Below are 26,213 nucleotides of genomic sequence, written 5' to 3'. Positions count from 1 at the left end.
AATAGCCGCTACTAATTAATCAGAGAAGACTACGGAAGTCGCTCCATTAATCAGAACGCGATCATGCAGGTAGTAGCGCAATGCTCTAGAAAGTACGGTACGCTCTAAATCACGCCCCTTGCGTACTAAGTCATCCGGCGTATCACCATGGGTAACGCGAGTAACGTCTTGCTCAATAATCGGTCCCTCATCCAAATCGCTAGTCACGAAATGGGCGGTTGCGCCAATCAACTTGATACCGCGTGCATGAGCCTGATGGTAGGGTTTAGCACCTTTAAAGCTTGGCAAGAATGAGTGGTGTACGTTAATGCAACGGCCAGAAAGCTTGGTAGATAAATCATCAGACAAGATTTGCATGTAGCGAGCCAAGATCACCATATCCACTTTAGACTCTGCAATGATTTCTAAGAGTCTTGCTTCTTGCGCTGGCTTAGTTTCTGCAGTAACAGGCAGGTGGTAAAAGGGAATGTCCGCAAAATCGATGCTGGCATACACGTCACGAGGATGATTAGAAACAATGCCGCAAATAATCATCGGCAATTCACCAATGCGCCAGCGGTAGAGTAAGTCAACCAAGCAATGATCAAGCTTAGAGGCCATGATCAAGACACGCTTGAGATCTTTGACGGCACGCAATTCCCAAGTGAGTTCAAAGCGTTTGGCAATATCTTGAAAGCCTGCTCTGAGTGACTCTGCATTTGCAGGGCAGCTGAAGCTAACCCTCATAAAAAAACGTTTAGAAGCCTTGTCATCAAACTGTTGGGCTTCTTCAATATCACCGCCTAATTCAAAAATATAGGTAGATACTGCGGCAACAATGCCTGGTTTATTAGGGCAGGTAAGCGTCAGGTAGTAGTTTTCTGTAGCCATTTTAATTATTAGATATCCGTCAAATGCAGTTGGAGAGAAGCTTTAATGCCTCAATTTTAGTCTGTAATTCCCTTGGTTGGCGCTAAGCCAGTTGCTTGCTGCTTGGGCAATTCAATAATGACATCTGCGGGGCCCATTAGAGGCTCACTCTTATCTGTCACTGTCGGTAGGACCACTTCGATGCAGATGGGCTTAGAGTCTATGACATTAAAGAAGCTACATTCCTTCTTAGTGACTGCAGAAGCAGCATGTTCCAGCGGGGATTTTCCGGTGGTTGCAGTTGAGGCAAGACTTGCTGCTGTGCCAGGATTAGCAACAGCAGCAGTACCAACGGTGCTGGCTGCGGCTGAACCACTACTACTTAAAAACGCTAGTGGTGCAGCACAAGCAGTCAATAAACCAAACGCACAAATTAAGCTAAACCAGAGGCCGACATTCAATTGCCGGCTAGGAAATTTATTTGCTCTGACAAGCAACATTAAATACTCCGGCAGCCCAATGGCCATTGGGGATGGCTTCAAATACGCTGTCAGGAGTTTTTTGATCTACGATCACTTTGCCTTTACCGCGGTTTCCAGTAAAGACCTTGAATTCAATCGGACGATATTTACCGGTGCTGCAATCGTATTCATTTAAACCAATGATGGAGTTCACATTCTCTTTAGTTTGCGGATCTTGACCTGGTTTTTTGAAATCCAGCATAGACATAATCTGCGCTAAATTACCTTGGGTTTGAAGGGTGGCGGTATCCACAAATACGACGGATTGATCATTGCTACCAATCTCTTGCCAGGCAGCCGAAGCATTTGCGCTAACGAGTAATGCGGCAGACATAGTGAGCAGGGTGATAATCGATTTCATGGGTATTAAGTCCTTAGTAATGGCTGTTGACATTTATGTAGCATTTTAACTAGCTCTAGTTGATGTGCCAATAGCAGCTTAAAAGCTTACTTATTACTCAATTCTAGCTGGCGACTGATCTTTTCAGACTTCATTTGCAATGGGAGATATTCAGTATTTGCCCATAATGAGTTCATATTGCGATATAGCTTGCTTTGCACCCATCCAGACTGACCAGTTTGATATATGAAGACAGATTTTTCTAGGTCTGATAAATCGTAGACTGTTCGTAAGCTTGGCGCTTGCAGAGTCTCGTAAGGATTTTTAGACCGTAAAAGCTCCAATCGGCCCACATTGACTGAAAAGCTATCTCCTGGAAAGGGCGTTTTAATATTAAATAAGCTTCCTAAAACTGGGACTTTGCTAAATGGGCGATGCTCAGAGATGGCGATATGTGCTTTTCCCCAGGCCCATGATTTAGGATCGTTGCCATACTCTTTGCTGAGGTAGTCGAGGGCTTTGTCCAAGGCAAGATTGGATGACTCTAAACAGGATTCAACGGATTCAGTTTTTGGATCATCGCACCAAGGGCTATTTGGGTTTTGAACTTGATTGAGCAGAGGCGCACGATAGTTGCGCGCACCATAGTTATCGGTAAATAAATAACCTAAGCGTGAAAAAAGATTGCGGGTCAGTTGATCAGCCCATGCATTAAAGATCAGCGCGCCTGCGCTATCAACCCTCATATCACCATTAAAGTTCCTAGCGATCTCCATCGCTTGAGTGCTTAGCGGATGAGACGATTGACTAGACTTGAAGAGTTCGAGTAGAGGTGCTGCGCCTAGCGAGAGCGTATCGCCTTGCATTGTTTTCATATCATCAAATGAATGAATATTTTTAGACTTAATGAGATCGACAATACGGTGATAGCGCGTTGGTAATTCCCAATCACCCGTTAAAGGATTGGGATCATTGGTCGCCACTATTTTTTGATTGGCTGTAGCAATCCAGCCTTGCTCAGGATTATTGCTAGCAGGCAATTGCTCAAAAGGAACATAGCCATTCCAGTCATATTGCTTCTCCCAACCGAGTGCAGGCGCTACTCCATATAAGCCGTGATGCAACTGTCTTTTGGGGGCAATACCAGCTGCTTGGTAGGCAATATTGCCTTCAGTATCTGCCATCACCACATTTTGCATGGGAGCGTAATTTTTTCGTAGTGCCTGCTTAAATTGATCGAGATCGGCAGCGCGATTGATTTCTAACAGCCCTGCAACAGATTGATTTTCTACATCAAGCGCTGTCCAGCGCAGTGCCAGCGCATAACGATTGACGTCAATTGCACGTTTCGCTCGTGCATAAGAGTCTGAGATCACAGGCCCATGTCGAGTTTCTTTGACTAAGAAGGTGAGAGAGGGTGCGCCCTTGATGTCGATGATCTCTTGATGCACTTTGAAGGGAAGTGGTCCGTCCGGACCACGATACATTCCCGGATTCTTGGAATCAATTTGTTCAATATACAAATCTTGTACATCGGGCCCGGTATTGGTGAAGCTCCAAGCAAACTTATCCGTTCTTCCTAAAACTACAGCCGGAATTCCTGGGAGCGTTCCGCCAATCACGTTTAATCCCGGCGCTTCCAGATGAGCGAAGTACCAAATAGCTGGGGCAGATAGTCCTAGATGAGGGTCATTCGCCAATAATGGTTTGCCAGTACTGCTCAGCTTTCCACTTAGGGCCCAGTTATTCGAGCCAATGCCATCTTTGCCGCCAAGGTAATCCCATTGGCTCAATTCAGTAGCGGGTAAGTTTTGAGGTTTACTTTCCCCTGGGCCCGGCGTGGGATGAAACACCTTGAGCTCTTTATAGAGCTTGGCAAAATCCATGTTGCTGACGGGTTCACCGGGTTCATTTGGTGGAGTTACATCCCATACTTGTTTGGTGCTGAGGTATTGAGACAGCTCCAGTCTTTGTAATTCTCTATGCCAGTTACCGCCAAGGTCATACGCCATCATCAGCATCCAGGCAACGCTATCGGTAGGAGACCAATGACCTGGCTTAGAGCCTGTCAAGAAATACTCTATTGGAAGCGCCCATCCTAACTGCGCATTGCCGGCATTGACGCCATCTGCATATGCTTGCAAGAGTCGCTTGGCAGAAACGGGGTAGCGATCAAATTGACGTTCAGCTGCACGCTTGATTCCGAGAGTGCGCACAAAGCGATCAATCTTGACAGTGTCGTTGCCAAGTATTTCTGAGAGGCGACCGCTTGCAATGCGCCGATTCATTTCCATCTGCCAAGAGCGCTGGTTGGCATGAAGGTAACCTAATGCAAAGTAGGCATCCGCCTGACTTTTGGCTTTGATGTGCGGAATCTCAACATCATCAAATGTGATGACAATGGAATCGCCCAAGCTTTTAATGGTGCGCTTACCGGAGATGTTAGATTGCGCAGAATATAAATAGGCAATAGCTGCCGCTATAAGCACTATCAGGCACAGTCCAGTCACCCATAGGGCGACTCGCAAAAGCTTGCTTAATCCAGTAGATTTGCCCGGTAATTTCATCTGGATAGTTTAGTGGTTTTGCTAGGTCTAGCCTTGATTAGCCGGCCAATCGAAGCTCCAGGAGCTTGCATGCTAAAATTTGGTCTGTCTTGATTTATTTAGCACGGCTATATTGTTAGTGCGAGCCCGAGTGGTGAAATCGGTAGACACAGCAGATTTAAAATCTGCCGACTCAAAAAAGTCGTGCCGGTTCGATTCCGGCCTCGGGCACCAAAGACACTCATACCTCACTTATGAACTTACCAAAACTCTTACTTTGTTCTTGCTTGATCTTGTCATCTGCACTCGCATGGGCTGTTGATGTGATGGAATTTAATTGCAAGCGCTCGGAAAAGGGTTATACCGAAGAGTATGAGATGAAAATCATGCTTGCGTCAGGCACTCAAAAAGCCAAGGTATTTTTAGATGGTCGTGACTTAGATCAGTCCGATAATCTTGGATCTCAAGTCGTCAAGAGCGTGACTCTTGCGCGACCTAATATTCTGATATTGATAGAGGCAAAGTTTCAACCTGAAGAGCTGATGGGGGTTTCTTATCCTGCTGGTAGTGTTGTGACCAACATTACTCTTGATCCCATCACAGGCAAGTTCAGGAAAGTAGAAAAAATACAGGGCGGTATTTTGGGCGCAACAATCGGCAACGGCACCCACATCAGCGATGAGACTTGCCAGGTATCTAAACTGCCTTACAAGATTAAATAAGGCCAAATAGAGCTAATCTGCAGCAATCAGCACTTAGTTTGGCTCAGTCACAAACCCCAATTTAGTTAGGCCAGCACGGCGAGAAGCAGCCAATACTTGCGCTACATACTCATACTTCACTGACTTATCAGCGCGTAGGTTAATTTCTGGCTGCGGCTCCTTCTGAGCGGCTTTCTCTGCATAGCCATCAAATGTTTTGAGATCAATCGCTGTGCTATTCCAGAAGATTTGGCCATTCGCATCAATCGAAAGCTGAACTGACTCGGGCTTCACTTCATTGCGAACGCTATTGGCTTTTGGTAACTCGACTTTTACCGCCTGCTGAATCACAGGCAGCGTGATGATGAAAATGATTAACAGTACCAACATGACGTCCACCATCGGCGTCATGTTGATTTCTGACATGATGCTGTCGTTGTTTTGGTCGTCTTGAATATGAAAAGACATCACTATTCTCCGGAGTTAACGCGAGCACCGGTTACAAAGTAGGCTAATAGATCATTGCCAAAGCGATTGAGGTCTGCAATAAATAATTTATTTGCGCGGTTGAGTACGTTAAAACCTAAAACAGCCGGAATTGCCACGGCAAGTCCGAGGGCGGTCATGATGAGTGCTTCACCAATGGGGCCGGCGACTTGGTCAATCTGCGCGCTGCCAGAGCTGCTGATGGAGATGAGGGCATGGTAAATACCCCACACTGTTCCAAAGAGACCGACGAATGGGGAGATCGCGCCTGTAGAGCCCAGAAAGGTAAGTCCTTTTTGTAGTCCAGCAGCAATGCTATCAATGCTATTTTTTACGCTTCGCGACATCCACTCTGAATAGTTCAATGTTTGCAGTAATTCACGATGATTGGTGGATTGATTTTGATGATGCGCTGACGCCTTAATTGCGGATTTAGCAATTTGATAATACGGGTTAGATGCATGGTTGCTGAAAGCCTGTAAACCTTGATCAAATGAAGTGGCGCGCCAGAATTGCTCGAGCTCAGGTTTGAGTTTACGTAGATTACGTAAGTCCCAAAGACGGGTTAGCAAAATAACCCAAGTCACAATAGAGCAGGTGAGAAGGATGATGGCTACAAAACGGGTAATCACATCACCTTCAAGCCAGAGATTTGCTATGCCAAATGGTGTATTCATATTGATTAATTCTTGAGGTTAAATTTAATTAAAAGATTGGTAGAAATTCTTTGGGGTGTGCCATTTACTATAAAAGGTTTAAAGCGATAGCGTTTGCCAATTTCAGTGGCGGCACGATCCAGTCTTGGAAAGGTGCTGGACTGCAACAATGCCACATCTTCTACGCTACCCGTTTCATCAATAATTAATCGGACTACAACAGGGCCTTGCTCGCCAGAGCGTTTCGAAAAGGATGGGTAGTACTCATCGGCATCTGGCTGGTAAACCACAACCAGTTTACCAATGTCGGTTTGGATCGGGGTCCCGCTAGCGCCTCCGCTAGTGGCGGAGGCTACAGCAGCATTTTGTGTTTGCGCTTCAGATTTACTTTGAGACTGGTTTTGTTGTTGTTGCTGCTGTTGTGGTGGCGTTTGCTGTGCCTGGGTGGGGCTAGGCTTCTCGGTTGGTTTTTCTGGAGGTTTTTCTTTTGCTACCTTTTTTTCTGCTTTAGGCTTCGGTGCGGGGGCAGCTGGTGCTTGCTGGCTCTTATTAGCTGCTTCTGGGCTAACCAAGTTCGCCATCACACGTGCATCATCCATTTGTGGAGGGCGTTTACTAAGGTGAATGAACTCCAGGGCAGGAAGGGCATGCAAGAGTAATACGATGCCGATGATGATGCGTTCACTTTTATTGAACGGTAGGCGAGCATCTAATTTTTGAAGCCAATTACTCATCTGACTTCACCTAAGCTCTGCGCTTGCACTGAATGTGACATTAAATCAGCTGACATTAAATCTTGCGCCATTGATAGCAAGGATTTTTCATTCTTACTACTTAGTAACAATACTGAACCAAACTCAGCACTCGTGCCACTTTGCTTAAGGGCATCTAATTGCCTTTTTAATTGCCTCACAACGGCATCGCTGGTGTCAATTAATGTGATGGACTCACCCAGTAACTTACGAATTGCTTTTCTGAGGAAAGGGTAGTGTGTGCAACCAAGCACTATGGTATCGGCACCAGCATCCTGAATAGGTTCAAGATGTTTGGCTAATAACTCTAGGGTTTCTTGGCCATCGGCCTTGCCAGACTCTATGAGTGGTACCAGCCCAGCACCCGCCTGTTTGATGAACTGACAATCACTCGGCAGGGTTGCCAACAGCGCATTGAATTTATCGCTCTTCAGAGTAGCTTCGGTTGCTAAGACGCCCACGATATGATTTTGGGACTGCATTGCCGCTGGCTTAATACCTGGCTCAACACCAATAATGGGAATAGACAGTTGTTCGCGGATTTGTTTGATAGCTTCTGCAGTTGCGGTATTGCAAGCAATCACAATAGCGTCGCAGCCTTTGTCTGCTAAATGGCGGCATAACACTAAGCTACGTTGCGCAATCCAGTCACTTGATTTTTCACCATAGGGTGCATTTTCAGAGTCGGCTAGATAAATGTAATCGTGCTCTGGAAGCTGACGCAGAGCCTCATCCAAAATGGATAAGCCTCCAACGCCAGAATCAAATACCCCGATGAGTGCCAATGATTTACCGTGCTCTTTAATTACTAACTTAGTAATTAAGCAACCTTAACGGGAATACCAGCAATTTTGGCTTGCCACTCTTTAGGACCTGTTTCATGCATAGAAATACCTTCAGAATTCACGGCAACTGTCACAGGCATATCCTTAACATCAAACTCATAGATCGCTTCCATGCCTAAGTCAGTAAAGCCAACGACTTTGGATGTTTGAATTGCTTTGGATACCAAGTAAGCAGCACCACCAACAGCCATGAGGTATGCAGACTTATGATTCTTGATTGCTTCAATTGCTACAGGACCGCGTTCAGCTTTACCAATCATCGAAATCAAGCCAGTTTTCGATAGCATCATCTCGGTGAACTTATCCATGCGTGTTGCTGTTGTAGGTCCAGCAGGGCCCACTGCTTCATCGCGTACTGGATCTACTGGGCCAACGTAATAAATAACGCGATTCTTAAAGCTGACTGGAAGTTCTTCACCTTTAGCCAGCATATCTTGAATGCGTTTATGTGCTGCATCACGGCCAGTCAAAATTTTGCCGTTGAGTAATAGTGTTTCGCCTGGTTTCCAGCTGGCAACTTCTGCAGCCGTCAACGTATCTAAATTCACACGCTTGGATTTTTGAACATCTGGTGTCCAAGTAACATCTGGCCAATCTGAAAGAGAAGGTTTTTCCAATTTAGCTGGACCATCACCATGTAAATGGAAGTGCACGTGGCGAGTAGCCGCACAGTTTGGAATCATGGCCACTGGCAATGAAGCAGCATGCGTTGGATATTCCATAATCTTGATATCGAGCACGGTTGCCAGGCCACCAAGGCCTTGTGCACCAATACCTAGCTTGTTTACTTTGTCGTAGATTTCTAAGCGCAATTCTTCAGCGCGAGTTTTAGCTCCACGGGCAATGAGTTCCTGAATATCTACTGGACCCATCAGTGATTCTTTTGCCATGAGCATCGCTTTTTCTGGTGTGCCACCAATACCAATGCCGAGGATGCCAGGAGGACACCAGCCTGCACCCATGGTTGGAACGGTTTTCAGAACCCAGTCCACGATCGAGTCAGAAGGGTTGAGCATCACCATCTTCGCTTTGTTTTCAGAGCCACCACCTTTGGCGGCGCAAATGACTTCAACATCATCACCAGGGACGATCTCGTAATGAACAACAGCGGGAGTGTTGTCGCCGGTATTTTTGCGTTTGCCTGCTGGGTCGGTTAACACCGAAGCGCGTAGCGTATTGTCTGGGTTCAAGTAAGCACGACGAACCCCTTCATTGACCATTTCAGTCACGCTCATAGTGGCATCGGGCCACTGGACGTTCATGCCAATTTTGAGAAAAACCACCGCAATACCGGTGTCCTGGCACATCGGACGGTGACCTTCGGCGCACATCCGGCTATTCGTCAGGATTTGAGCGATCGCATCCTTTGCTGCCTCGCCTTTTTCAAGCTCATAAGCCTTGCCCATTGCAGTAATAAAGTCCTTGGGGTGGTAGTAGGAGATGAACTGAAATGCGTCGGCAACGCTTTGAATGAGGTCGTTTTGTTTGATATTTGTCATGGTTTTAGGCTTATTTCCACATTATTAGTAAGGTTTGCCCTATTTTAAGGGTTTGCCATAGAGCAAATCCCCAGTGTTTTCACTTATCTTCTAAGGTCTTGAGGGTGTAAACCTGTCATTTTGCGACATTTTTTCGCATTTGTAGTTGATTTTAGTTTATTGATTATTTGATAGAGGGCTGTGAAGCATGGAACCATTAAAACAAGAAAACCGCGTATTTAACCCACCTGCAGACTTTGTAAAGGGTGCGGCTATTCCAGGCATGGAAGCCTACAAGAAGCTTTGTGATGAAGCAAATACAGATTACAACGGTTTTTGGGGTCGTCTTGCTAAAGAGAACCTTTATTGGAAAAAACCATTTACGAAAGTTTTGGACGAATCCAAAGCACCTTTTTACAAATGGTTTGAAGATGGCACAACCAACGCTTCTTATAACTGTTTAGATCGTCAAGTTGAAGCTGGCTTAGGTGATAAGACTGCCATCATTTTTGAAGCAGATGACGGCACAGTTACTAAAGTAACTTACAAAGAAATGCTCGAGCGCGTTTGCAAAATGGCAAATGCACTACGCAAGATGGGTGTCAAGTCTGGCGATAGCGTCATTATTTACATGGCGATGACCATCGAAGGTATTGTGGCAATGCAAGCATGTGCTCGTATTGGTGCAATTCACTCTGTTGTGTTTGGCGGCTTCTCTGCCCAAGCGTTGCGCGATCGCATTATGGACGTTGGTGCAGTTGCAGTGATTACTGCTGATGGCCAGTTCCGTGGCGGCAAAGCATTGCCACTCAAAGCCATTTGCGACGAAGCCCTGTCAACAGGCGAGTGCCCGAAGGTTAAGCATGTCATCGTGAGCAAGCGCACTGGTACAGATGTTGCTATGCAAGCAGGTCGCGATGTATGGATGCAAGAAATCGTTGCTAATGAAGCAACTACTTGCGAGCCAGAGTGGGTAAGTGCTGAGCACCCATTATTTATTCTGTACACATCAGGCTCAACTGGTAAACCAAAGGGTGTGCAACACTCCACTGGTGGTTACCTCTTGTGGGCAATTCTCACAATGAAGTGGACATTTGATATCAAGCCAAACGATGTGTTCTGGTGTACTGCCGACATTGGTTGGGTAACAGGCCACTCTTACATTACTTATGGCCCACTCGCAGTAGGCGCTACTGAGATTGTGTTTGAAGGCGTTCCTACATATCCAAATGCTGGCCGTTTCTGGGACATGATCCAAAAACACAAAGCATCTATTTTCTACACAGCACCAACTGCAATTCGTTCATTGATCAAGGCATCTAGTAACGATCAAGCCGTACATCCAAAGAGCTACGATTTGTCATCACTGCGTCTCTTGGGTTCTGTGGGTGAACCAATTAATCCAGAAGCTTGGATGTGGTACTACGAGAATGTTGGTAACTCCAAATGCCCAATCGCCGATACTTTCTGGCAAACAGAAACTGGCGGTCACATGATTTCTCCTTTGCCAGGCGCAACACCAATGATTCCAGGTTCATGCACATTGCCATTGCCAGGTATTCAGGCAGCAATCGTTGACGAAGCTGGTGTTGATGTTCCAAACGGTCAAGGCGGCATTTTGGTTGTGAAGCGTCCATGGCCTTCTATGATTCGTACGATTTGGAATGATCCTGATCGTTTTGTGAAGTCTTATTTCCCAGAAGAGTTGGGTGGTACTTTGTATCTGGCTGGTGACGGCGCAATTCGTAACAAAGATACCGGCTACTTCACTATTACTGGTCGTATCGATGACGTCTTGAACGTTTCCGGTCACCGTATGGGAACAATGGAAATTGAATCTTGCTTGGTTGCAAATCCATTGGTTGCTGAAGCTGCCGTAGTAGGTCGTCCAGATGAGTTGACTGGCGAAGCAATTTGCGTATTCGTAGTGCTTAAAGGCGGTCGCCCAACAGGCGAAGATGCCAAGAAGCTGGCTACTGAATTGCGTAACTGGGTTGGTAAAGAAATCGGTCCAATTGCTAAACCTAAGGACGTCCGTTTTGGCGATAACTTGCCTAAGACCCGTTCTGGCAAGATCATGCGCCGTCTCTTGCGTGTGATTGCTAAAGGTGAAGAGGTTACTCAAGACACCTCAACCCTTGAAAATCCGCACATCTTGGACCAGCTCAAAGAGTCTCTGTAAGCGCGTAAATACGCTTTTAGAGGAAACCCTTTCGGCAATCGTATAATCATCGGTTCCGGAAGGGTGGATGAGCGGTTTAAGTCACACGCCTGGAAAGCGTGCGTAGGTTAATAGCCTACCGCGGGTTCGAATCCCGCCCCTTCCGCCAAGTAGTCAAGAAACCACCTTCGGGTGGTTTTTTCTTTTGTAACTTCCCGTAGTATCTAGTTACTTAGGTATTAAACATAGAAGCAGATAATGGAGAAAATATGATTTATGCAATGTTATTAATGGATCGCCCTGGTACCGCAGACTTACGCGTTCAAGTTCGACCAGAGCACCGTGCCTATTTAGCAAAAATGGCTGACCGCATGGCTTTTGCTGGACCCCTCACATCAGAAGATGGCAAAACAACGATCGGTAGTTTGATTGCAATTGATTTTCCAAGTAGGGCGGATGTAGATGCATGGTTAAAGGATGAGCCTTATACAAAAGCAGGCGTCTATGAGAAGCCGATCATCAATGTCTTTAACAATATGTGGACTCAAAAGGTCGGCTTTCCACCAGCACCATAACTAGCAGTCAATTTTTTAAAAATCTAGCAGCGCATTAAATGGTTTTTACTCTATTACCTCGTCTCAGGATTTGGTTGATCAGGCTTAGCATCTTGATGCTCTCCTGCATCATCATCTTCTGGGCAGGCGCTCATCTCTTGGTGCCTGGCTTAATCAAAAAGTCCGCTTCAGAATTTGCTGCCAAGATTGGGTATGAGATTGCTTATCAAGACCTGAGCATCTCTCCGCTCAGACTTCAAGTGGAGATCGATGGCCTGCATTTGGCAAAAGAGGGTGCATCTAAACTGCTGCAATTTAAAAAGCTGTCAGTTTCCCTTCAATGGACAAAGCTTGCATTAGGTGAGCTGGGTTTTGATGAGGTTTTGCTAGAAGGACCCAAGATACTGGTAGAGAAGAGTGCATCCAAGGGGGCGAACCCCGGCTCTTGGAACTGGCAGGAGTTGATTGCCGCTATTGAGAAGTCTATGCCGCCTACAGATCCTGGCGAGCCCAAAAATCCTCTCAAGATATCGATCAAGCATCTATTGGTTAACGCTGCTTCAGTGAGTCTATTAGATGACTCCACTAAATTGAAGCAAGAGCTCAAGCCATTTACGATGAAGTTGCTGGATGTGGCTAACTACGATAAGCAAGGCGTAGTAACAGGTGTGCGTGGGCAATACGACTTTAATCTTGGCGCGCTCCAAGTACTCATTCCGGGTGTCAATAAAACCATCACTTACCAGCAAGTGGCTATTACTGGTGGCTTGGATAATCCTCAGCCCGGCAATTTGGGGGTCCAACTCAATGTGAAGTTAGATGATGGTGCTGTTCGCTCTCACTGGGACTTCAATACGGAATCCAAATCCGTAGATGCTCAGTTGGAGCTTGAGAATCTAGCAATCGCTCCACTCATTGCGTTTTTGCCGGCCAATAAAGAGTTAATCGGTAAAAGCGGCGCCATCAACTCGGCGCTCATTATGAAATTTGGGCCTGATGCCGATATCGTTGCAGGCGATATTCATATTTCAGATTTGACGATTCTGGAAAAAGATCAAAAATATCCTCTCATGATGTGGAAGATGGCAGATATCCGTCAGTTTGAATATAAGAGCCTTAAATCGAAACAAGTACCCAGTCATAATCTTTCAATTGATGAATTGATCGTAAATTCACCGACGCTTCAATTTGAAATCAATGAAGAGGGATTTTCAAATTTCAGAAGATTATTTTCCAAGCCTGCAAGCGAGCAGAGGGCTGAGCTTGCTGACGCCGCTAAATCAAACGCTGCCTCCACCTTCAATCTTGATATTCGCTCCACCAATCTCAAGAACGGCGAAGTATTCTTCGCAGACTTGGCAATGCGCCCCCATTTCAAAGTAGACGTTAAGAAATTTAATGCTACGCTCTTGGGTATTAGCAATACACCTGGGCGTTTTGCCACGGTTGCAATGGATGGCGTAGTCGCAGGCTCCGGAAGTATGCGAGCTAAAGGGCAGACATCTTTTGATGATCCACGCCGTAATCACGACATCTTGATGACTTTCCGCAATTTACCGCTTACCGCATTCAATCCTGCAGTCATGACATTTGCTGGATATCAAATTGCAAGCGGTCGTCTGAATCTCAATTTAAATTACCGCGCAAAGGATGGTGAATTAAATGGTAGTAATCAGATTGTTATTAAGAAGATTGTTTTAGGCGATGAGGCACCAGACTTTACTGGCAAAAAATTGCCTTTAGGTTTAGCGATTGCTTTATTGGAAGACTCTGATGACACCATCGATGTCACTATTAAAATTGCAGGTAATGTGGATTCGCCAGAATTCAGTGCTAGCGGCTTGGTTTGGCAGGCCATCAGTAATGTTCTAAGTAATATTGCTACTGCACCATTCAGGGCCTTGGCGGCATTGATTGGTATTGGCGGTGAGGAGGGTGTAAATGCCGTCCCAGGCGAGGCTGTGTTTCTAGCAGTTGATCAAGATCGCTTAGAGAAGTTTGGCGAGTATCTCATCAAGAGACCCAATTCCAGTTTAGAAATTATCGGTACCTATGATCCTGTGCAAGACCGCAAGGAACTTGCTAGGGCAAAAGCAGACTCCACTATTTTGAAAGATGCTGGATTTAAATTAATACCAGGAGAGCCGATACCTATTCCAAGCTTATCGGACCCTAGAGTGCAGTCAGGCTTGAAGTCAGCGTATGCGCAATATATTGGACGTATCAAGTTAGGGCAGCGCCTATTAATGTTGCCTGATGGTGAGCAGCGTAATGAGCAATTGCATGCCGAGCTCATGGCCGGAATGGAAATTACCGACGCCGAATTGAAGGAATTAGCCCAAAGCAGGGCGAAAGCTGCTTACGAATTGATGATTAAATCCGATTCCAGTCTCAAAGACAGGATTCAGTTGGGCGAGGTCAAAACGGTAGAGGCGGGAAAAGAGGGTATTCCACTCGATGTTGAGGTCAGAATCAAGTAGACTTGAGGTCATGAATTCAACAAAAATGCGCATTTTCTCCATCTTCACGCTACTTACTGTTTTGGGCCTCACTGGCTGCGGTTCCATTGAATCAGCCGCCCAAGACGACTGCACCTCGATTGGATGGCAGATTGGTAGTAAGGGCTATCAGGACTGCTACAAAGCAAGACTGTACGAGCGCAAGTTGGATTACTCTCTTCCGCCAGGCGACAAGCCCTCCCCATCCTTCATTTAATTAGGGTAAACCCTTGATTCAAGTCCTTGAGCGCCGTCAAGGACTTGGGGTATTAATTAACCCAAAATAAAGCGTTATTTTGCGCATCTCAAGTCGTCTAAGTATTTGGCTTAGCAGGACTTTTGGTGGGCAAGGTGTTAAAAATGCTGCATCAATGCAAAGCAATAAATATAAAAATTAGAGACTACAAAATATGAATCATCCAAAGCCTTCTGGAGAAGTCAAAGCGATTGCTGTTGCAACTGCAGATGATTTGAGGGAAACCATTCGTCGTAAGAGTAAGTTGAAGGGTCGTCAAGCTGATGATGCTTCGATAGCGGAAGTGCGCAAACTCATTGGAGATGCGCCACATCGCAGAGACTTACTCATTGAAAATCTACACAAGCTCAATGATGAATATCGCGCTTTGCATGATCGTCATTTAGTAGCCTTAGCTAAAGAAATGAATCTGCCAATGGCAGAGGTATATGAGGTTGCCACTTTCTATCACCACTTTGAAGTAGTACGCGGCAATGATCCAGTTGCAGACATCACCATTCGTGTTTGTGATGGCATCGCTTGCGAACTAGCTGGTGCGCAAAATCTATTGGCTAAATTGCCAGGTATTTTAGGTAATCCGAATATCAAAGTCATTGCAGCCCCATGCGTAGGTCGTTGCGAGCAGGCGCCTGTAGCGGTGGTTCATCAATACCCAGTGCTGTTTGCTACAACCGATAAAGTTTCTGCTGCTGTAAAAAATAAGTTGACCACACAGCCAATGGCTAAAGATGATGCTGTGTTTGAGCCTGCAGCTTTAGCAGAACAGGGCGTTTCACCCCAAGGTGAGATGCAAGCCGTTTCTCCTGACTATGTTGGTTACGAGTCATATCGTGCGCAAGGTGGTTATGCGCTTGCTAAAGAGATCCATGAAGGTAAGAAAGATGCCGAGAGCATCATCAAGGCGATGGAAAGCTCTGGTCTACGCGGATTGGGTGGCGCAGGATTTCCGGCGGGTCGTAAATGGCGCATTGTGAAGGATCAAGTCGCTCCTAAATTGATGGCTGTGAACATCGACGAAGGTGAGCCGGGAACATTTAAAGACCGTACTTACTTAGAGCGCGACCCACATCGCTTCTTGGAAGGCTTATTAATTGCCGCCAACGTAGTCGGTATCGATGCTTGCTATATCTACTTGCGCGATGAATATCATGGCTGTAGAGAGTTGCTAGAGGCTGAGTTGGCAAAACTCAAAGCTAATCCGCCATTCAAATTACCTACGATTGAATTGCGTCGTGGTGCCGGTGCCTACATCTGCGGTGAAGAGTCCGCGATGATCGAAAGTATCGAAGGTAAACGTGGTGAGCCACGTATGCGTCCTCCATATATTGCACAAGTAGGTCTGTTTGGCAGGCCAACGCTCGAGCACAACTTTGAAACTTTGTACTGGGTGCGCGATATTGTTCAGCGTGGCCCTGAGTGGTTTAGTTCATTTGGTCGTCATGATCGCAAGGGCCTTCGTAGCTTTAGCGTGAGTGGTCGCGTGAAGAAGCCGGGCGTGAAGTTGGCTCCTGCCGGTATCACCATTCAAGAGTTGATTGATGAGTACTGCGGTGGTATGCAAGATGGTCATCAGTTCTACGGCTATTTACCTGGTGGTGCATCAGGCGGTATCTTGCCAGCGATCATGAATGACATCCCGCTTGACTTTGATACCTTGCAACCATACGGATGCTTTATTGGATCTGCTGCAGTCATGGTGTTTAGCGATAAAGACAAAGCGCGCGATATGGCGCTGAATGTCATGCACTTCTTTGAGCATGAAAGTTGCGGTCAATGTACTCCTTGCCGCGTAGGTACGGGCAAAGCAGCGCAATTGATGCAAGCCAAGTCTTGGGATCAAGAAACTTTAGAAGACTTAGCCACAGTGATGGTGGATGCTTCTATTTGTGGTCTTGGCCAAGCAGCACCAAACCCCATTCGTTGTATTCATAAATATTTCCCAGAAGAAGTGAAATAAGCTACTTATAAAAAATAGGGAATAACGAGACAATCATGAACGCACCCACAAATCCTAAAGAACTTGAATTGCAAACCGTTGAGTTCAAGCTAGACGGCAAAACGATCGTTTCCTACGAAGGTGAAACAATTCTCAAGGCCGCCAAACGACACGGCATTGATATTCCGCATCTGTGTTTTAAAGATGGCTATCGCCCAGATGGCAACTGCCGTGCTTGCGTAGTGGAGATTAATGGTGAGCGCACCCTAGCACCAAGCTGCTGCAGAAGCGCGACACCTGGCATGGAAGTAAAGGCGAATAGCGAACGTGCAATCAAGAGTCAAAAATTGGTTTTGGAGATGTTGCTCTCTGATATGCCTGATGAAGGTTTTAAGTGGGTAGGCGATACCAAGGAAGAAGAGCAAAAGAACCAGCATGGCGAGCTCAGCACTTGGGCCGCACGCATGGATGTTACCGTTCGCCCAGAACTTAGAGCAATTCGTCGTGAAAAAGTCAGCAGCGATGTTTCTCACCCAGCGATGGCGGTCAATCTAGATGCCTGTATTCAATGCAATCGCTGCGTACGTGCGTGCCGCGAAGAGCAGGTCAATGATGTGATCGGCTACGCGATGCGTGGCGCTCATAGCGAAATCGTTTTTGACTTAAATGATCCGATGGGCGATAGCACTTGCGTAGCTTGTGGCGAGTGTGTCCAAGCTTGCCCAACTGGTGCGCTCATGCCAAAAGGTTTGATTGGTTCGCAAACCGTCGATCGTAAGGTAGATTCTGTTTGCCCATTCTGCGGCGTAGGTTGCCAAATTACTTACAACGTCAAAGATGAAAAAATTGTCAGCGTTGAAGGTCGTGATGGCCCAGCCAACCACAATCGACTTTGCGTTAAGGGTCGCTTTGGTATGGACTACATCCATAACCCACAACGCCTGACTAAGCCACTCATTCGTAAAGCAGGTGTTCCTAAGGATGAATCTATCCTGGAAGGCAAGCAAGATTGGTCAGACATCTTCCGCGAAGCAACTTGGGAAGAGGCCTTGGAATTGGCTGGCGGCGGCCTCAAGAAACTGAAAGATCAATACGGCAATAAAGTATTAGCAGGTTTTGGTTCTGCAAAGGGGAGTAATGAAGAGGCCTACTTATTTCAGAAGTTGGTGCGTACCGGTTTCGGTAGCAATAACGTAGACCATTGCACACGTCTATGTCACGCATCATCAGTTGCTGCGCTTCTAGAGGGCGTAGGCTCAGGCGCGGTCAGTAATCAGGTAAATGACGTTGAACATTCCAGTTTGATTTTCTTGATTGGCTCGAATCCAACTGCAAACCATCCAGTAGCTGCTACCTGGTTTAAGAATGCTGCTAAACGCGGTGCCAAAATTGTATTGTGCGATCCTCGTGCAACCGATATCAGCAAGCATGCATGGCGTACGATGCAATTTAAGCCAGACACTGATGTGGCGATGCTGAATGCGATGATCTACACGATTATTGAAGAGGGCTTAGTTGATAAAGACTTCGTAGAAAATCGTGCTAATAACTTTGCAGCTTTAAAAGAGAATATCAAGGGCTACAGCCCTGAAGCCATGGCGCCAATCTGTGGCATTCCAGCAGAAACACTACGTGAAGTGGCTAGAGAGTTTGCAACTACTAAATCAGCAATGATTTTGTGGGGCATGGGTGTCAGCCAACACGTACACGGTACTGATAATGCACGCTGCTTAATTGCGTTAGTGAGTATCACTGGCCAAATTGGTAAGCCAGGTTCAGGCTTGCATCCGTTGCGTGGTCAGAATAACGTGCAAGGCGCCAGCGATGCCGGTTTGATTCCGATGATGTTCCCGAACTATCAACGTGTTGATAATCCTGAAGCGCATGCTTGGTTTGAGAAGTTCTGGGACACGCCTTTAGATAAAAAGCCTGGATACACCGTAGTCGAGATCATGCATAAGATCACTGCGCCCGATTCTGATCCAGACAAGATTCGTGGCATGTATGTCGAAGGTGAAAACCCGGCGATGAGTGATCCAGACTTAAATCATGCACGTCATGCATTGGCATCTTTAGAGCATTTGGTTGTACAAGACATCTTCATGACAGAAACAGCGCTATTGGCCGACGTAGTATTGCCAGCAAGTGCTTGGCCTGAGAAGGTAGGCACAGCAAGCAATACTGACCGTATGGTGCAAATGGGCAAGAAAGCCATCAATCCTCCGGGCGATGCAAAGCCAGACTTGTGGATCATTCAAGAGATTGCTAAGCGTATGGGTCTCAATTGGAACTATCAAGGTCCTGACGCCGGTGTTGCTGCGGTCTATGACGAAATGCGTCAAGCCATGCATGGCGCTATTAAAGGCATTACTTGGGAGCGTCTGGAGAAAGAGTCTAGCGTGACTTATCCATGCTTATCAGCTGAAGATCCAGGTCGACCCATTGTGTTTGATGATGAGTTCGCTACAGCGGATGGCAAGGTGAAGTTGGTTCCAGCAGACATCATTCCTGCAAATGAGCGTCCTGATGCTGAGTACCCATTCGTATTGATTACAGGCCGTCAGTTAGAGCATTGGCATACCGGCAGTATGACTCGTCGCGCTACCGTGCTCGATGCGATTGAGCCTATGGCTACCGTATCTATGAATGGTGAAGACATGACTCAGTTGGGCGTATCCGCTGGTGATGTGATTACTGTTCAGTCTCGTCGTGGTGAAGTAGGAATTCACGTTCGAAGAGATGACGGCACACCAAGAGGCGTGATTTTCATTCCGTTTGCTTACTACGAAGCTGCTGCAAACTTAATCACCAATCCTGCCTTAGATCCATTTGGCAAGATTCCAGAGTTTAAGTATTGCGCTGTCAAACTGGCCAAAGGCGGTGAAGCAGCCGGGATCATGGGATATGGAACAAATGCCCCAGGCGGATCTAAGGTCATGTCTAACGTCTAATTACCGTTCTTGCAAACCACAAAAGGGCTCCCATAAGGAGCCTTTTTGTATTCAAACCCCACATTCTTCATTGCTACTTATTTCATGATTAGAGATTCATTGGTTTGTACCTCATAATGTTGCGATGAATAAAGTGCAACAATTGGCGCCACAAGATGATCTTGATGTAGACCTGAGAAAGCTCAAAGAAAAAATTAATAGCGCTTGCAATGAAAATCCTGAGCTTCCTAGATCATTCGTAAGGGCATCAATCATCTCTTTGAGTGATTCCAAGAGAAATTTGTCAAAATTCGTGCCCCGATCTAATAAAAGTGGCTAATTATCTTTTTTGTCTAATTGCCCTTTAGAATAAGACCTTCATGGCCAGTTCAAAACCCTCCTCAAACACCAGCGATAAAGCAGAACTACCTGTCCTCATTATTGGGGCTGGGTTAGCAGGCCTAACCGTTGCATTGCATATGGCTGAATCCCAGCCGGTGATTCTGATGGCAAAGCGCGGCTTGGGCGAAGCAGCAACCGCTTGGGCGCAAGGCGGCATTGTTGGGGTGGTTGATAAAGAACACGACAGTATTGATTCGCACGTAGCTGATACCTTAGATGCTGGCGCGGGTCTTGTTGTTGAGTCGACTGCACGTTATATCGCAGAGGAAAGTGCTGAAGCCATTCGTTGGTTGGTAGAGCAGGGCGTTCCATTCACAACCGATGAATCTGGCCCAATGGGTTTACATTTAACTCGCGAAGGCGGCCATAGTCACCGTCGCATTGCGCATGCTGCTGATGCCACTGGTAAAGCCATTCATGAAGTGCTTTTGGATAAAGCCAGAGCGCACAAAAATATTCAGATCTTGGAACATTGGATTGCACTCGATCTCATTACCAATCGTCAGTTAGATGCCAAAACACAGCGCACTAAGCCGAATCGTTGTTATGGCGTATATGCACTCGATATTAAAAACAATCGTGTAGAAACGATTGAAGCAAAGTCAGTTGTACTCGCTACGGGCGGTGTAGGTAAGGTCTACCGCTATACCAGCAATCCTGATACCGCTACTGGCGACGGCATTGCCATGGCCTGGCGTGCAGGTTGCCGTGTAGGTAATATGGAATTTATCCAATTTCACCCAACTTGCCTTTATCACCCAAGCGATCGTACTTTCTTGATTACAGAGGCGATGCGGGGTGAGGGTGGTTTATTGAAATTACCTGATGGCACTCGTTTCATGTCTGAACATGATGACCGCAACGAATTAGCACCGCGTGACATTGTTGCTAGAGCTATCGACTTTGAGATGAAGAAGCACGGTCTAGATTACGTTCATCTAGATGCAACTCATTTAGGTGAGGCTTTTATTAAAGAGCATTTCCCAATGATCTATGCCCGTTGCTTAACTCTGGGTTTAGACATCACCAAAGAGCCAATTCCGGTAGTACCTGCTGCGCATTACACCTGCGGTGGCGTAGTCACCGATCTCAAAGGTCGCACGGATTTACCGGGCCTTTATGCAGTAGGTGAGGCGACCTATACCGGCTTACACGGCGCTAATCGTTTGGCCAGCAACTCCTTATTGGAGTGTGTTGTTATCGGTAAAGCCGCTGCAGAAGACATCTCCAGTCTAAAGACTCCAGTAATGCCGCACTTGCCTTTGTGGGATGAGAGTCAAGTTGAGGATGCTGATGAGCAAGTGGTCATTGCCCATAACTGGGACGAGTTACGTTCACTGATGTGGAACTATGTTGGCATTGTGAGAACCAATCGACGCTTAGAGAGAGCCCTTCATCGTATCAAGTTACTGAGATATGAAGTGCAAGAGTATTACGCGAACTTTAAGGTTACGCGTGACTTAATTGAACTGCGTAATCTTCTAGAGTGTGCAGAACTCATCGTACGTTCAGCACTAATGCGCAGAGAAAGCCGTGGCTTGCATTACAGTCGCGACTATCCAGGTACTTGGGCGGTTTCTTATCCAACTATTCTGACGCCTCAAGCAGAGGGTGCTGAAAGTGAATCGCCCTCATAAAAGTACACGCAAAACGCTATAAAACAGCGTTTTTTGGTGATAAGCTAGTCATATCTGAAGAGGAATTTCATGGCCAGCTTTAAAGAGGAAGTCTACGAACATATATCTGCGGTTTATCAAACTATTGCAGATGAAATTAAGAATGGCCTGAACTTATTAAGAGAGGTATGGCCCCTCATCTTTTTGTTAATTCTTGCACTAGGTATTCTGATTTGGGTTGCCAAGCCCGCACCCCCTGATAAAGTTTTAATGGCTACCGGTAAGGGTGGCTCCTACAAGGTCTTGGGCGAAAAATACAAAGCCTATTTCGAGAAAAAAGGAATTCATCTCGAATTAGTAGAGACCCATGGATCCAAAGAAAACCTACAACATTTAATTGATCGCAAAGACCCCATTCAAGCAGCATTTGTGCAGGGTGGCATGATCGCGACCGACAATCTATCTGGCGTTCAGTCGCTAGGCAGTGTGGATTACGAGCCAGTATGGATTTTTTATCGTAAGAATGTCTTTAATGAGAATAAGCATATTTCTGATCGAGATATTGCCAAGCTCAAAATCAATATTGGACAAGTTGGTAGTGGTACTCACACTCAGGCAGTCAACCTCTTCAAGTTAAATCATCTCAATCCCGATGCTCCAAATTTGTTAAGCATGAATAATGCAGATGCGGTTAATGCAATAGCCAAAGGAACGATCGATGCCGTATTTTTAGTAGATGGCTATGATTCTCCCAATGTTCAAAATCTCATCAAAAATCCTGATATCAGTTTAGTGACATTTAGCCGGGCAGATGCCTATACCCGTTTATTGCCGTATTTCGAGGAGTTGCTTGTGCCTATGGGTGGCTTTGATCTGGGGAAAAATAGTCCAGATCATCCTATTCAGCTCATTTCCACTACAACCAATCTCTTAATTGATGATCGTCTGCATCCAGCGATACAGGTGCTCTTCTTAGAGGCTGCTAAAGAGGTTAATGGGGTGAAGTCCTATTTTTCAAAGGCAGGAGAGTTCCCGGTTTATATGAATACAGAGGCGCCGCTGAGTGATGAGGCCAAGTTTTATTATGAAAAAGGCACGCCTACCTTGATGAAGTATTTGCCATTTTGGATGGCTGAGTTTATCGAGCGTATGTTTTTCCTCTTACTTCCTTTTGCTGCTTTTGCTTATCCGATTATTAAGTCGATTCCAAGCTACAGAACGAACTTGGCTAAGAAGCAAATTAATTCAATCTATAAAGAGTTGGATAAATTTGAGCAAAATACAATTCAGACATTCGATCCTAACCGTCGTGGCGAATATATTGAGATACTCAACGAGATGGAGCGCAGAGTGCTTAGCTCTAAAGCTGCTAAGCTAGCAACCGCCGACTGCTATAGCCTAAGAAACAATATTGAATTTATTCGTAATGCCTTAGAGAAGCAGGTAATTTATAAGGGTAGGTGAGAGTAATTTAGTGCGCTAGGTCGCAAGCACACTTATTAATCTATTAAATCCCAGTGCACCGTGGCCCATTGGTTTTCAGGTTTATGTCTTGGGCTTTGGCTATATCGCTCACGGCACTTGCTATAAATTTAACACTTCCATTTGATTCCTCAATGCATGCTTGAAGGTAGAGAACCATCTCCTGGGGTGTGCGCAAATGCTCTGCCACATCATAGGGGCTAGTTATTTTGTTTTTCATTTCCCCTTTTCTTGGTATAGAAATCAGGCTTCTCACGTGATGCGCATAGTTTGTGTGATTTAGTCTAGAGATTTGCCCAGAATTCTTCTATAAAAGCCGTTTGCTTGCAACCCTAATCCATTGTCGGATACAATGTTATAGCACTCAGTGCTATATATTAAAATCTCGACTATGAAAATAGTCTTGAAAACAAAAACATTCGATCGTTGGGCAAGAAAAATTATTGGGGCTATAGAGCTTTGTAATGCTGCTAGAGAGATTGAGCGAGGAGTTTATGAGGTTGACTTAGGTGGCGGGGTATGTAAAAAGAGAATCCCACTTCGGGGTCAGGGCAAAAGCGGGGGTATTCGTACTATTGTTGCCAAGAAAAACAAGGAGGCAATTATTTTTGTCGTTGGCAGGGAAAAGAGTTCCCCTGGCTCTGACTTTAGTGATGTCGAGCAAGAGGCAGCAATGATTATTGCTAAGTCATTCGAGAGGGCGGATAGAAATAGATTGCGGGAGCTGGTTAGGGTTGGAATATTGAAGGAGCTAATTTGCAATGAGTAAAAGATTAAAATCTGAAGACAGAAGGGTATTTGACGAGCTATTGGAAATGGCTCAGGCTTTGGACGAGCACGGTCTTTTGACTAAGCATGATTATGCAAAAATGAAGACTCTTTGCTTAGAAAAGCCACCTTTATTTACACCTAAAAAGGTGACGGACATACGTATTCATCAAGCAAGAATGAGTCAATCCATTTTTGCCTCGCTACTAAATGTGAGCGTCTCTACAGTTCAAAAGTGGGAGTCGACAGGCTCTGGCAAACACCCTAGCGGTGCTGCTGCCAAGCTACTTCAGCTAATTGAAACCAAGGGTATTCAAGTGCTATTAGTGTAGCCAATTACTGCAAAATACGCATCGAGAAATCAACTGCGTTCACATCTTTGGTCAGCTTACCAAGAGAGATGCGATCAACGCCAGTGCTGGCGATAGCGCGCATTTGATCTAAGTTAATGCCACCAGAGGCTTCTAATAAAGCGCGTCCAGCAGTGATTGCAACCGCTTGCTTCATTTGATCAGTGTTGAAGTTATCGATCAAGATGCTCTTCGCGCCAGCAGCCAAAGCCTCTTCGAGTTCAGCAAAGTTTTCTACTTCGATCTGAATATCCACACCCGCATTTAAGGCTTGAGCATTCTTAAGGGCTGCAGTCACGCTACCAGCAGCGGCAATATGATTCTCTTTAATGAGGATGCCATGCCAGAGTGCTAGGCGTTGATTCTTGCCACCGCCAACGAGTACGGCATATTTTTGAGCTTGGCGTAATCCTGGAATGGTCTTGCGGGTATCTAAAACAGCGCAACCTTTAGGATTCGGGCTTGCGCCTGCGATGGCATCAACGTGCTGGCGAGTAATGCTTGCTGTCCAAGAAAGCGTTTGTAAGAAGTTAATGCAGGTCCGCTCAGCAGAAAGTAGAGCTTGAGAATCAGCTTCAATATCGCAAACCTTGGAATCGGGCTTCATTAAATCGCCCTCAAGGTAACACCAAGTAACTTTGGCATTAGGGTCAAGCTTCTTGAGCGTGCCTTCAAACCAATCTAAGCCGCAAAGCACAGCCTCCTGACGAACAATGAGCTGAGCCTTTACTAGCTTGCTAGGAACAAGCTTTGCAGTCCAATCACCTGTACCAATATCTTCCATCAAAGCATCTGCAATATTGCGTTGGCGAGCTTGCTCTAAGGTTTCGTTGTATTCAAACATGAAGATCGATCAAAAAAAGAAAGAATTAAAAAACTAAGCAGCGCCAATATTTTTTACAAAACCATGTTGCGCTTTAGCTAAGAGGTCTGGGTGGTTCTTAGTAAAATCAAGCATGCGCTCGATGCAGCCCAATGCCTCAATCCGAATGGGTTCATCAATAAAGATTTCACCGGAGGCATTTTCTAAGCAATCCAAAATACCTTGTAAGCCATTCATGGCCATCCAAGGGCAGTGTGCACAGCTCTTGCAAGTTGCACTGTTGCCAGCGGTAGGCGCCTCAATCAATTTCTTATTGGGCGCTAGTTGCTGCATGCGATGCAAGATACCCTTATCAGTAGCAACAATGTACTCAGTAGCGGCGCCTTCTACGACAGCCTTAATCATGGCAGAGGTAGATCCTACAACGTCAGCAAGGTCGACCACTGCTTGTGGGGATTCAGGGTGAACCAAGACCATAGCATTCGGGTGAGCTGCTTTCAGCATCTCCAATTCAACCGCTTTAAATTCATCGTGAACAATACAGGCGCCATTCCATAACAACATATCCGCACCAGTTTGATCTTGAATGTAGCGACCGAGGTGACGATCTGGGGCCCACAGAATTTTTTTACCTTCAACTTTGAGTTGATGAACAATGGCTAAAGCACATGAGCTGGTGACCATCCAATCGGCTTGTGCTTTAACTGCTGCCGAGGTATTTGCATAAACCACGACAACACGATCAGGATGCAATGCGCGAAATTTGGCAAAGTCACTAGCGTCACAACCTAAATCAAGAGAGCAGGTTGCATCTAAGTCTGGCATGAAGACGCGTTTTTCTGGACTGAGAATTTTTGCTGTTTCACCCATGAAGCGCACGCCAGCAACGATTAATTTCTTAGCGGCATGATTTTTGCCAAAGCGTGCCATCTCTAATGAGTCAGCAACATAACCGCCAGTAGATAAAGCTAAGTCTTGAATATCGCCATCCACGTAGTAGTGGGCAACTAAGGTGGCGTCTTTCTCAATCAGGAGCTGCTTGATGCGGTCAATCACTACCGCTTTCTCAGCGCCATGAAGTTGGGGTGGTGTCTTGGCCCAAGCTTGGGCAGTGCAGGTGGCGCCAGCAGCATCCTGCTGGGGGTAATCGAAGGAAATGGGGGTGCTAACAGTTGAATTCATACGAAATCTTAACCTGTTGCGCGCTTTTGTTCGTAATGGCCTATTAGCTATATAGCTAGGAACAATCCGAAACCATTCATA

General features: G+C 45.9%; 22 protein-coding genes and 2 tRNA genes. 13 read left to right on the top strand and 11 right to left on the bottom strand.

Going from position 1 to position 26,213, the window contains the following annotated elements:
* Positions 1-15: 15 nt before the first annotated feature.
* Genes purU through ICN23_RS00125 form a run of 4 tightly spaced genes read right to left on the bottom strand, consistent with a single transcriptional unit; the run spans position 16 to position 4,277 of the window.
* Positions 16-870, bottom strand: coding sequence for a formyltetrahydrofolate deformylase (gene purU, locus ICN23_RS00140; RefSeq protein ID WP_216230383.1), 855 nt, complete (start codon positions 868-870; stop codon positions 16-18).
* A gap of 56 nt (positions 871-926) precedes the next feature.
* Positions 927-1,310, bottom strand: coding sequence for a hypothetical protein (locus tag ICN23_RS00135; protein WP_216230382.1), 384 nt, complete (start codon positions 1,308-1,310; stop codon positions 927-929).
* A gap of 16 nt (positions 1,311-1,326) precedes the next feature.
* Complete coding sequence (locus tag ICN23_RS00130) at positions 1,327-1,764, bottom strand: surface-adhesin E family protein (protein WP_255532663.1); 438 nt, start codon at positions 1,762-1,764, stop codon at positions 1,327-1,329.
* Between the two features lie 53 nt (positions 1,765-1,817).
* The gene (locus tag ICN23_RS00125; protein ID WP_216230381.1) at positions 1,818-4,277 is read right to left on the bottom strand and encodes a penicillin acylase family protein; all 2,460 of its coding nucleotides are present in this window, start codon (positions 4,275-4,277) and stop codon (positions 1,818-1,820) included.
* A gap of 124 nt (positions 4,278-4,401) precedes the next feature.
* On the opposite strand from ICN23_RS00125, the gene ICN23_RS00120 reads away from it, so the two are divergent.
* Together ICN23_RS00120 and ICN23_RS00115 are read left to right on the top strand one after the other, a co-directional pair.
* A tRNA-Leu gene (locus ICN23_RS00120) sits at positions 4,402-4,490 on the top strand.
* Positions 4,491-4,510: 20 nt separating this feature from the next.
* Positions 4,511-4,978 carry a hypothetical protein gene (locus tag ICN23_RS00115; protein ID WP_255532662.1) on the top strand — a complete coding sequence of 156 codons (468 nt, stop codon included), beginning with the start codon at positions 4,511-4,513 and terminating at the stop codon, positions 4,976-4,978.
* 33 nt (positions 4,979-5,011) lie between these two features.
* On the opposite strand, the gene ICN23_RS00110 is transcribed toward ICN23_RS00115, so the two are convergent.
* From ICN23_RS00110 to ICN23_RS00090, 5 genes are read right to left on the bottom strand one after another with little or no spacing between them, the layout of a single operon-like run.
* Positions 5,012-5,425, bottom strand: a complete 414-nt coding sequence (locus tag ICN23_RS00110) for a biopolymer transporter ExbD (RefSeq protein ID WP_216230380.1) — start codon at positions 5,423-5,425, stop codon at positions 5,012-5,014.
* A 2-nt stretch (positions 5,426-5,427) separates the two neighbouring features.
* Entirely contained in the window at positions 5,428-6,120 is a 693-nt protein-coding gene (locus ICN23_RS00105) for a MotA/TolQ/ExbB proton channel family protein (RefSeq protein ID WP_216230379.1), read from the bottom strand.
* Between the two features lie 5 nt (positions 6,121-6,125).
* Entirely contained in the window at positions 6,126-6,833 is a 708-nt protein-coding gene (locus tag ICN23_RS00100; RefSeq protein WP_216230378.1) for an energy transducer TonB, read from the bottom strand.
* Complete coding sequence (gene murI / locus ICN23_RS00095; protein WP_216230377.1) at positions 6,830-7,636, bottom strand: glutamate racemase; 807 nt, start codon at positions 7,634-7,636, stop codon at positions 6,830-6,832. Before murI ends, ICN23_RS00100 begins: the two co-directional genes overlap by 4 nt.
* Before the next feature lie 35 nt (positions 7,637-7,671).
* A complete protein-coding gene (locus tag ICN23_RS00090) occupies positions 7,672-9,195 on the bottom strand; it encodes a fumarate hydratase (protein ID WP_216230376.1) in 1,524 nt (507 codons plus the stop codon).
* 187 nt (positions 9,196-9,382) lie between these two features.
* On the opposite strand from ICN23_RS00090, the gene acs reads away from it, so the two are divergent.
* The 11 genes from acs to ICN23_RS00035 all read left to right on the top strand — a co-directional run bounded on the left by acs (position 9,383) and on the right by ICN23_RS00035 (position 24,109).
* The gene (acs, locus tag ICN23_RS00085; protein ID WP_216230375.1) at positions 9,383-11,356 is read left to right on the top strand and encodes an acetate--CoA ligase; all 1,974 of its coding nucleotides are present in this window, start codon (positions 9,383-9,385) and stop codon (positions 11,354-11,356) included.
* A 57-nt stretch (positions 11,357-11,413) separates the two neighbouring features.
* Positions 11,414-11,504, top strand: a tRNA-Ser gene (locus tag ICN23_RS00080).
* A gap of 100 nt (positions 11,505-11,604) precedes the next feature.
* On the top strand, positions 11,605-11,910 hold the full coding sequence (locus tag ICN23_RS00075) for a YciI family protein (protein WP_216230374.1): 306 nt from the start codon (positions 11,605-11,607) through the stop codon (positions 11,908-11,910).
* 95 nt (positions 11,911-12,005) lie between these two features.
* Positions 12,006-14,369 (top strand): DUF748 domain-containing protein, encoded by a 2,364-nt coding sequence (locus ICN23_RS00070; protein ID WP_255532750.1) that lies wholly within the window; start codon positions 12,006-12,008, stop codon positions 14,367-14,369.
* A 10-nt stretch (positions 14,370-14,379) separates the two neighbouring features.
* Complete coding sequence (locus ICN23_RS00065) at positions 14,380-14,604, top strand: hypothetical protein (protein WP_216230372.1); 225 nt, start codon at positions 14,380-14,382, stop codon at positions 14,602-14,604.
* Between the two features lie 193 nt (positions 14,605-14,797).
* Positions 14,798-16,600, top strand: coding sequence for an NADH-ubiquinone oxidoreductase-F iron-sulfur binding region domain-containing protein (locus ICN23_RS00060; RefSeq protein ID WP_216230371.1), 1,803 nt, complete (start codon positions 14,798-14,800; stop codon positions 16,598-16,600).
* A 35-nt stretch (positions 16,601-16,635) separates the two neighbouring features.
* Positions 16,636-19,530: a formate dehydrogenase subunit alpha gene (fdhF, locus tag ICN23_RS00055; RefSeq protein ID WP_216230370.1), complete on the top strand. Its 2,895-nt coding sequence runs from the start codon at positions 16,636-16,638 to the stop codon at positions 19,528-19,530.
* 359 nt (positions 19,531-19,889) lie between these two features.
* Positions 19,890-21,548, top strand: coding sequence for an L-aspartate oxidase (gene nadB / locus ICN23_RS00050; RefSeq protein WP_216230369.1), 1,659 nt, complete (start codon positions 19,890-19,892; stop codon positions 21,546-21,548).
* A 69-nt stretch (positions 21,549-21,617) separates the two neighbouring features.
* Positions 21,618-22,991 (top strand): TAXI family TRAP transporter solute-binding subunit, encoded by a 1,374-nt coding sequence (locus ICN23_RS00045; protein ID WP_216230368.1) that lies wholly within the window; start codon positions 21,618-21,620, stop codon positions 22,989-22,991.
* A 409-nt stretch (positions 22,992-23,400) separates the two neighbouring features.
* Positions 23,401-23,778 (top strand): type II toxin-antitoxin system RelE/ParE family toxin, encoded by a 378-nt coding sequence (locus ICN23_RS00040; RefSeq protein WP_216230367.1) that lies wholly within the window; start codon positions 23,401-23,403, stop codon positions 23,776-23,778.
* On the top strand, positions 23,771-24,109 hold the full coding sequence (locus ICN23_RS00035; RefSeq protein WP_216230366.1) for a DNA-binding transcriptional regulator: 339 nt from the start codon (positions 23,771-23,773) through the stop codon (positions 24,107-24,109). The genes ICN23_RS00040 and ICN23_RS00035 overlap by 8 nt, the downstream gene beginning before the upstream one ends.
* Positions 24,110-24,113: 4 nt before the next feature.
* Here the strand turns inward: ICN23_RS00035 and nadC are convergent, their stop codons facing one another.
* Together nadC and nadA are read right to left on the bottom strand one after the other, a co-directional pair.
* Positions 24,114-24,971: a carboxylating nicotinate-nucleotide diphosphorylase gene (gene nadC, locus ICN23_RS00030; RefSeq protein WP_216230365.1), complete on the bottom strand. Its 858-nt coding sequence runs from the start codon at positions 24,969-24,971 to the stop codon at positions 24,114-24,116.
* A 33-nt stretch (positions 24,972-25,004) separates the two neighbouring features.
* Positions 25,005-26,132, bottom strand: coding sequence for a quinolinate synthase NadA (nadA, locus tag ICN23_RS00025; RefSeq protein ID WP_216230364.1), 1,128 nt, complete (start codon positions 26,130-26,132; stop codon positions 25,005-25,007).
* Positions 26,133-26,213 lie beyond the last annotated feature (81 nt).

Origin of the sequence: Polynucleobacter sp. MWH-Jannik1A5, from assembly GCF_018881795.1 — a bacterium.
Taxonomy (GTDB): domain Bacteria; phylum Pseudomonadota; class Gammaproteobacteria; order Burkholderiales; family Burkholderiaceae; genus Polynucleobacter.
The sequence above is the reverse complement of the archived record's forward strand: the minus strand, read 5'-3'. Positions and strand labels throughout refer to the sequence as shown.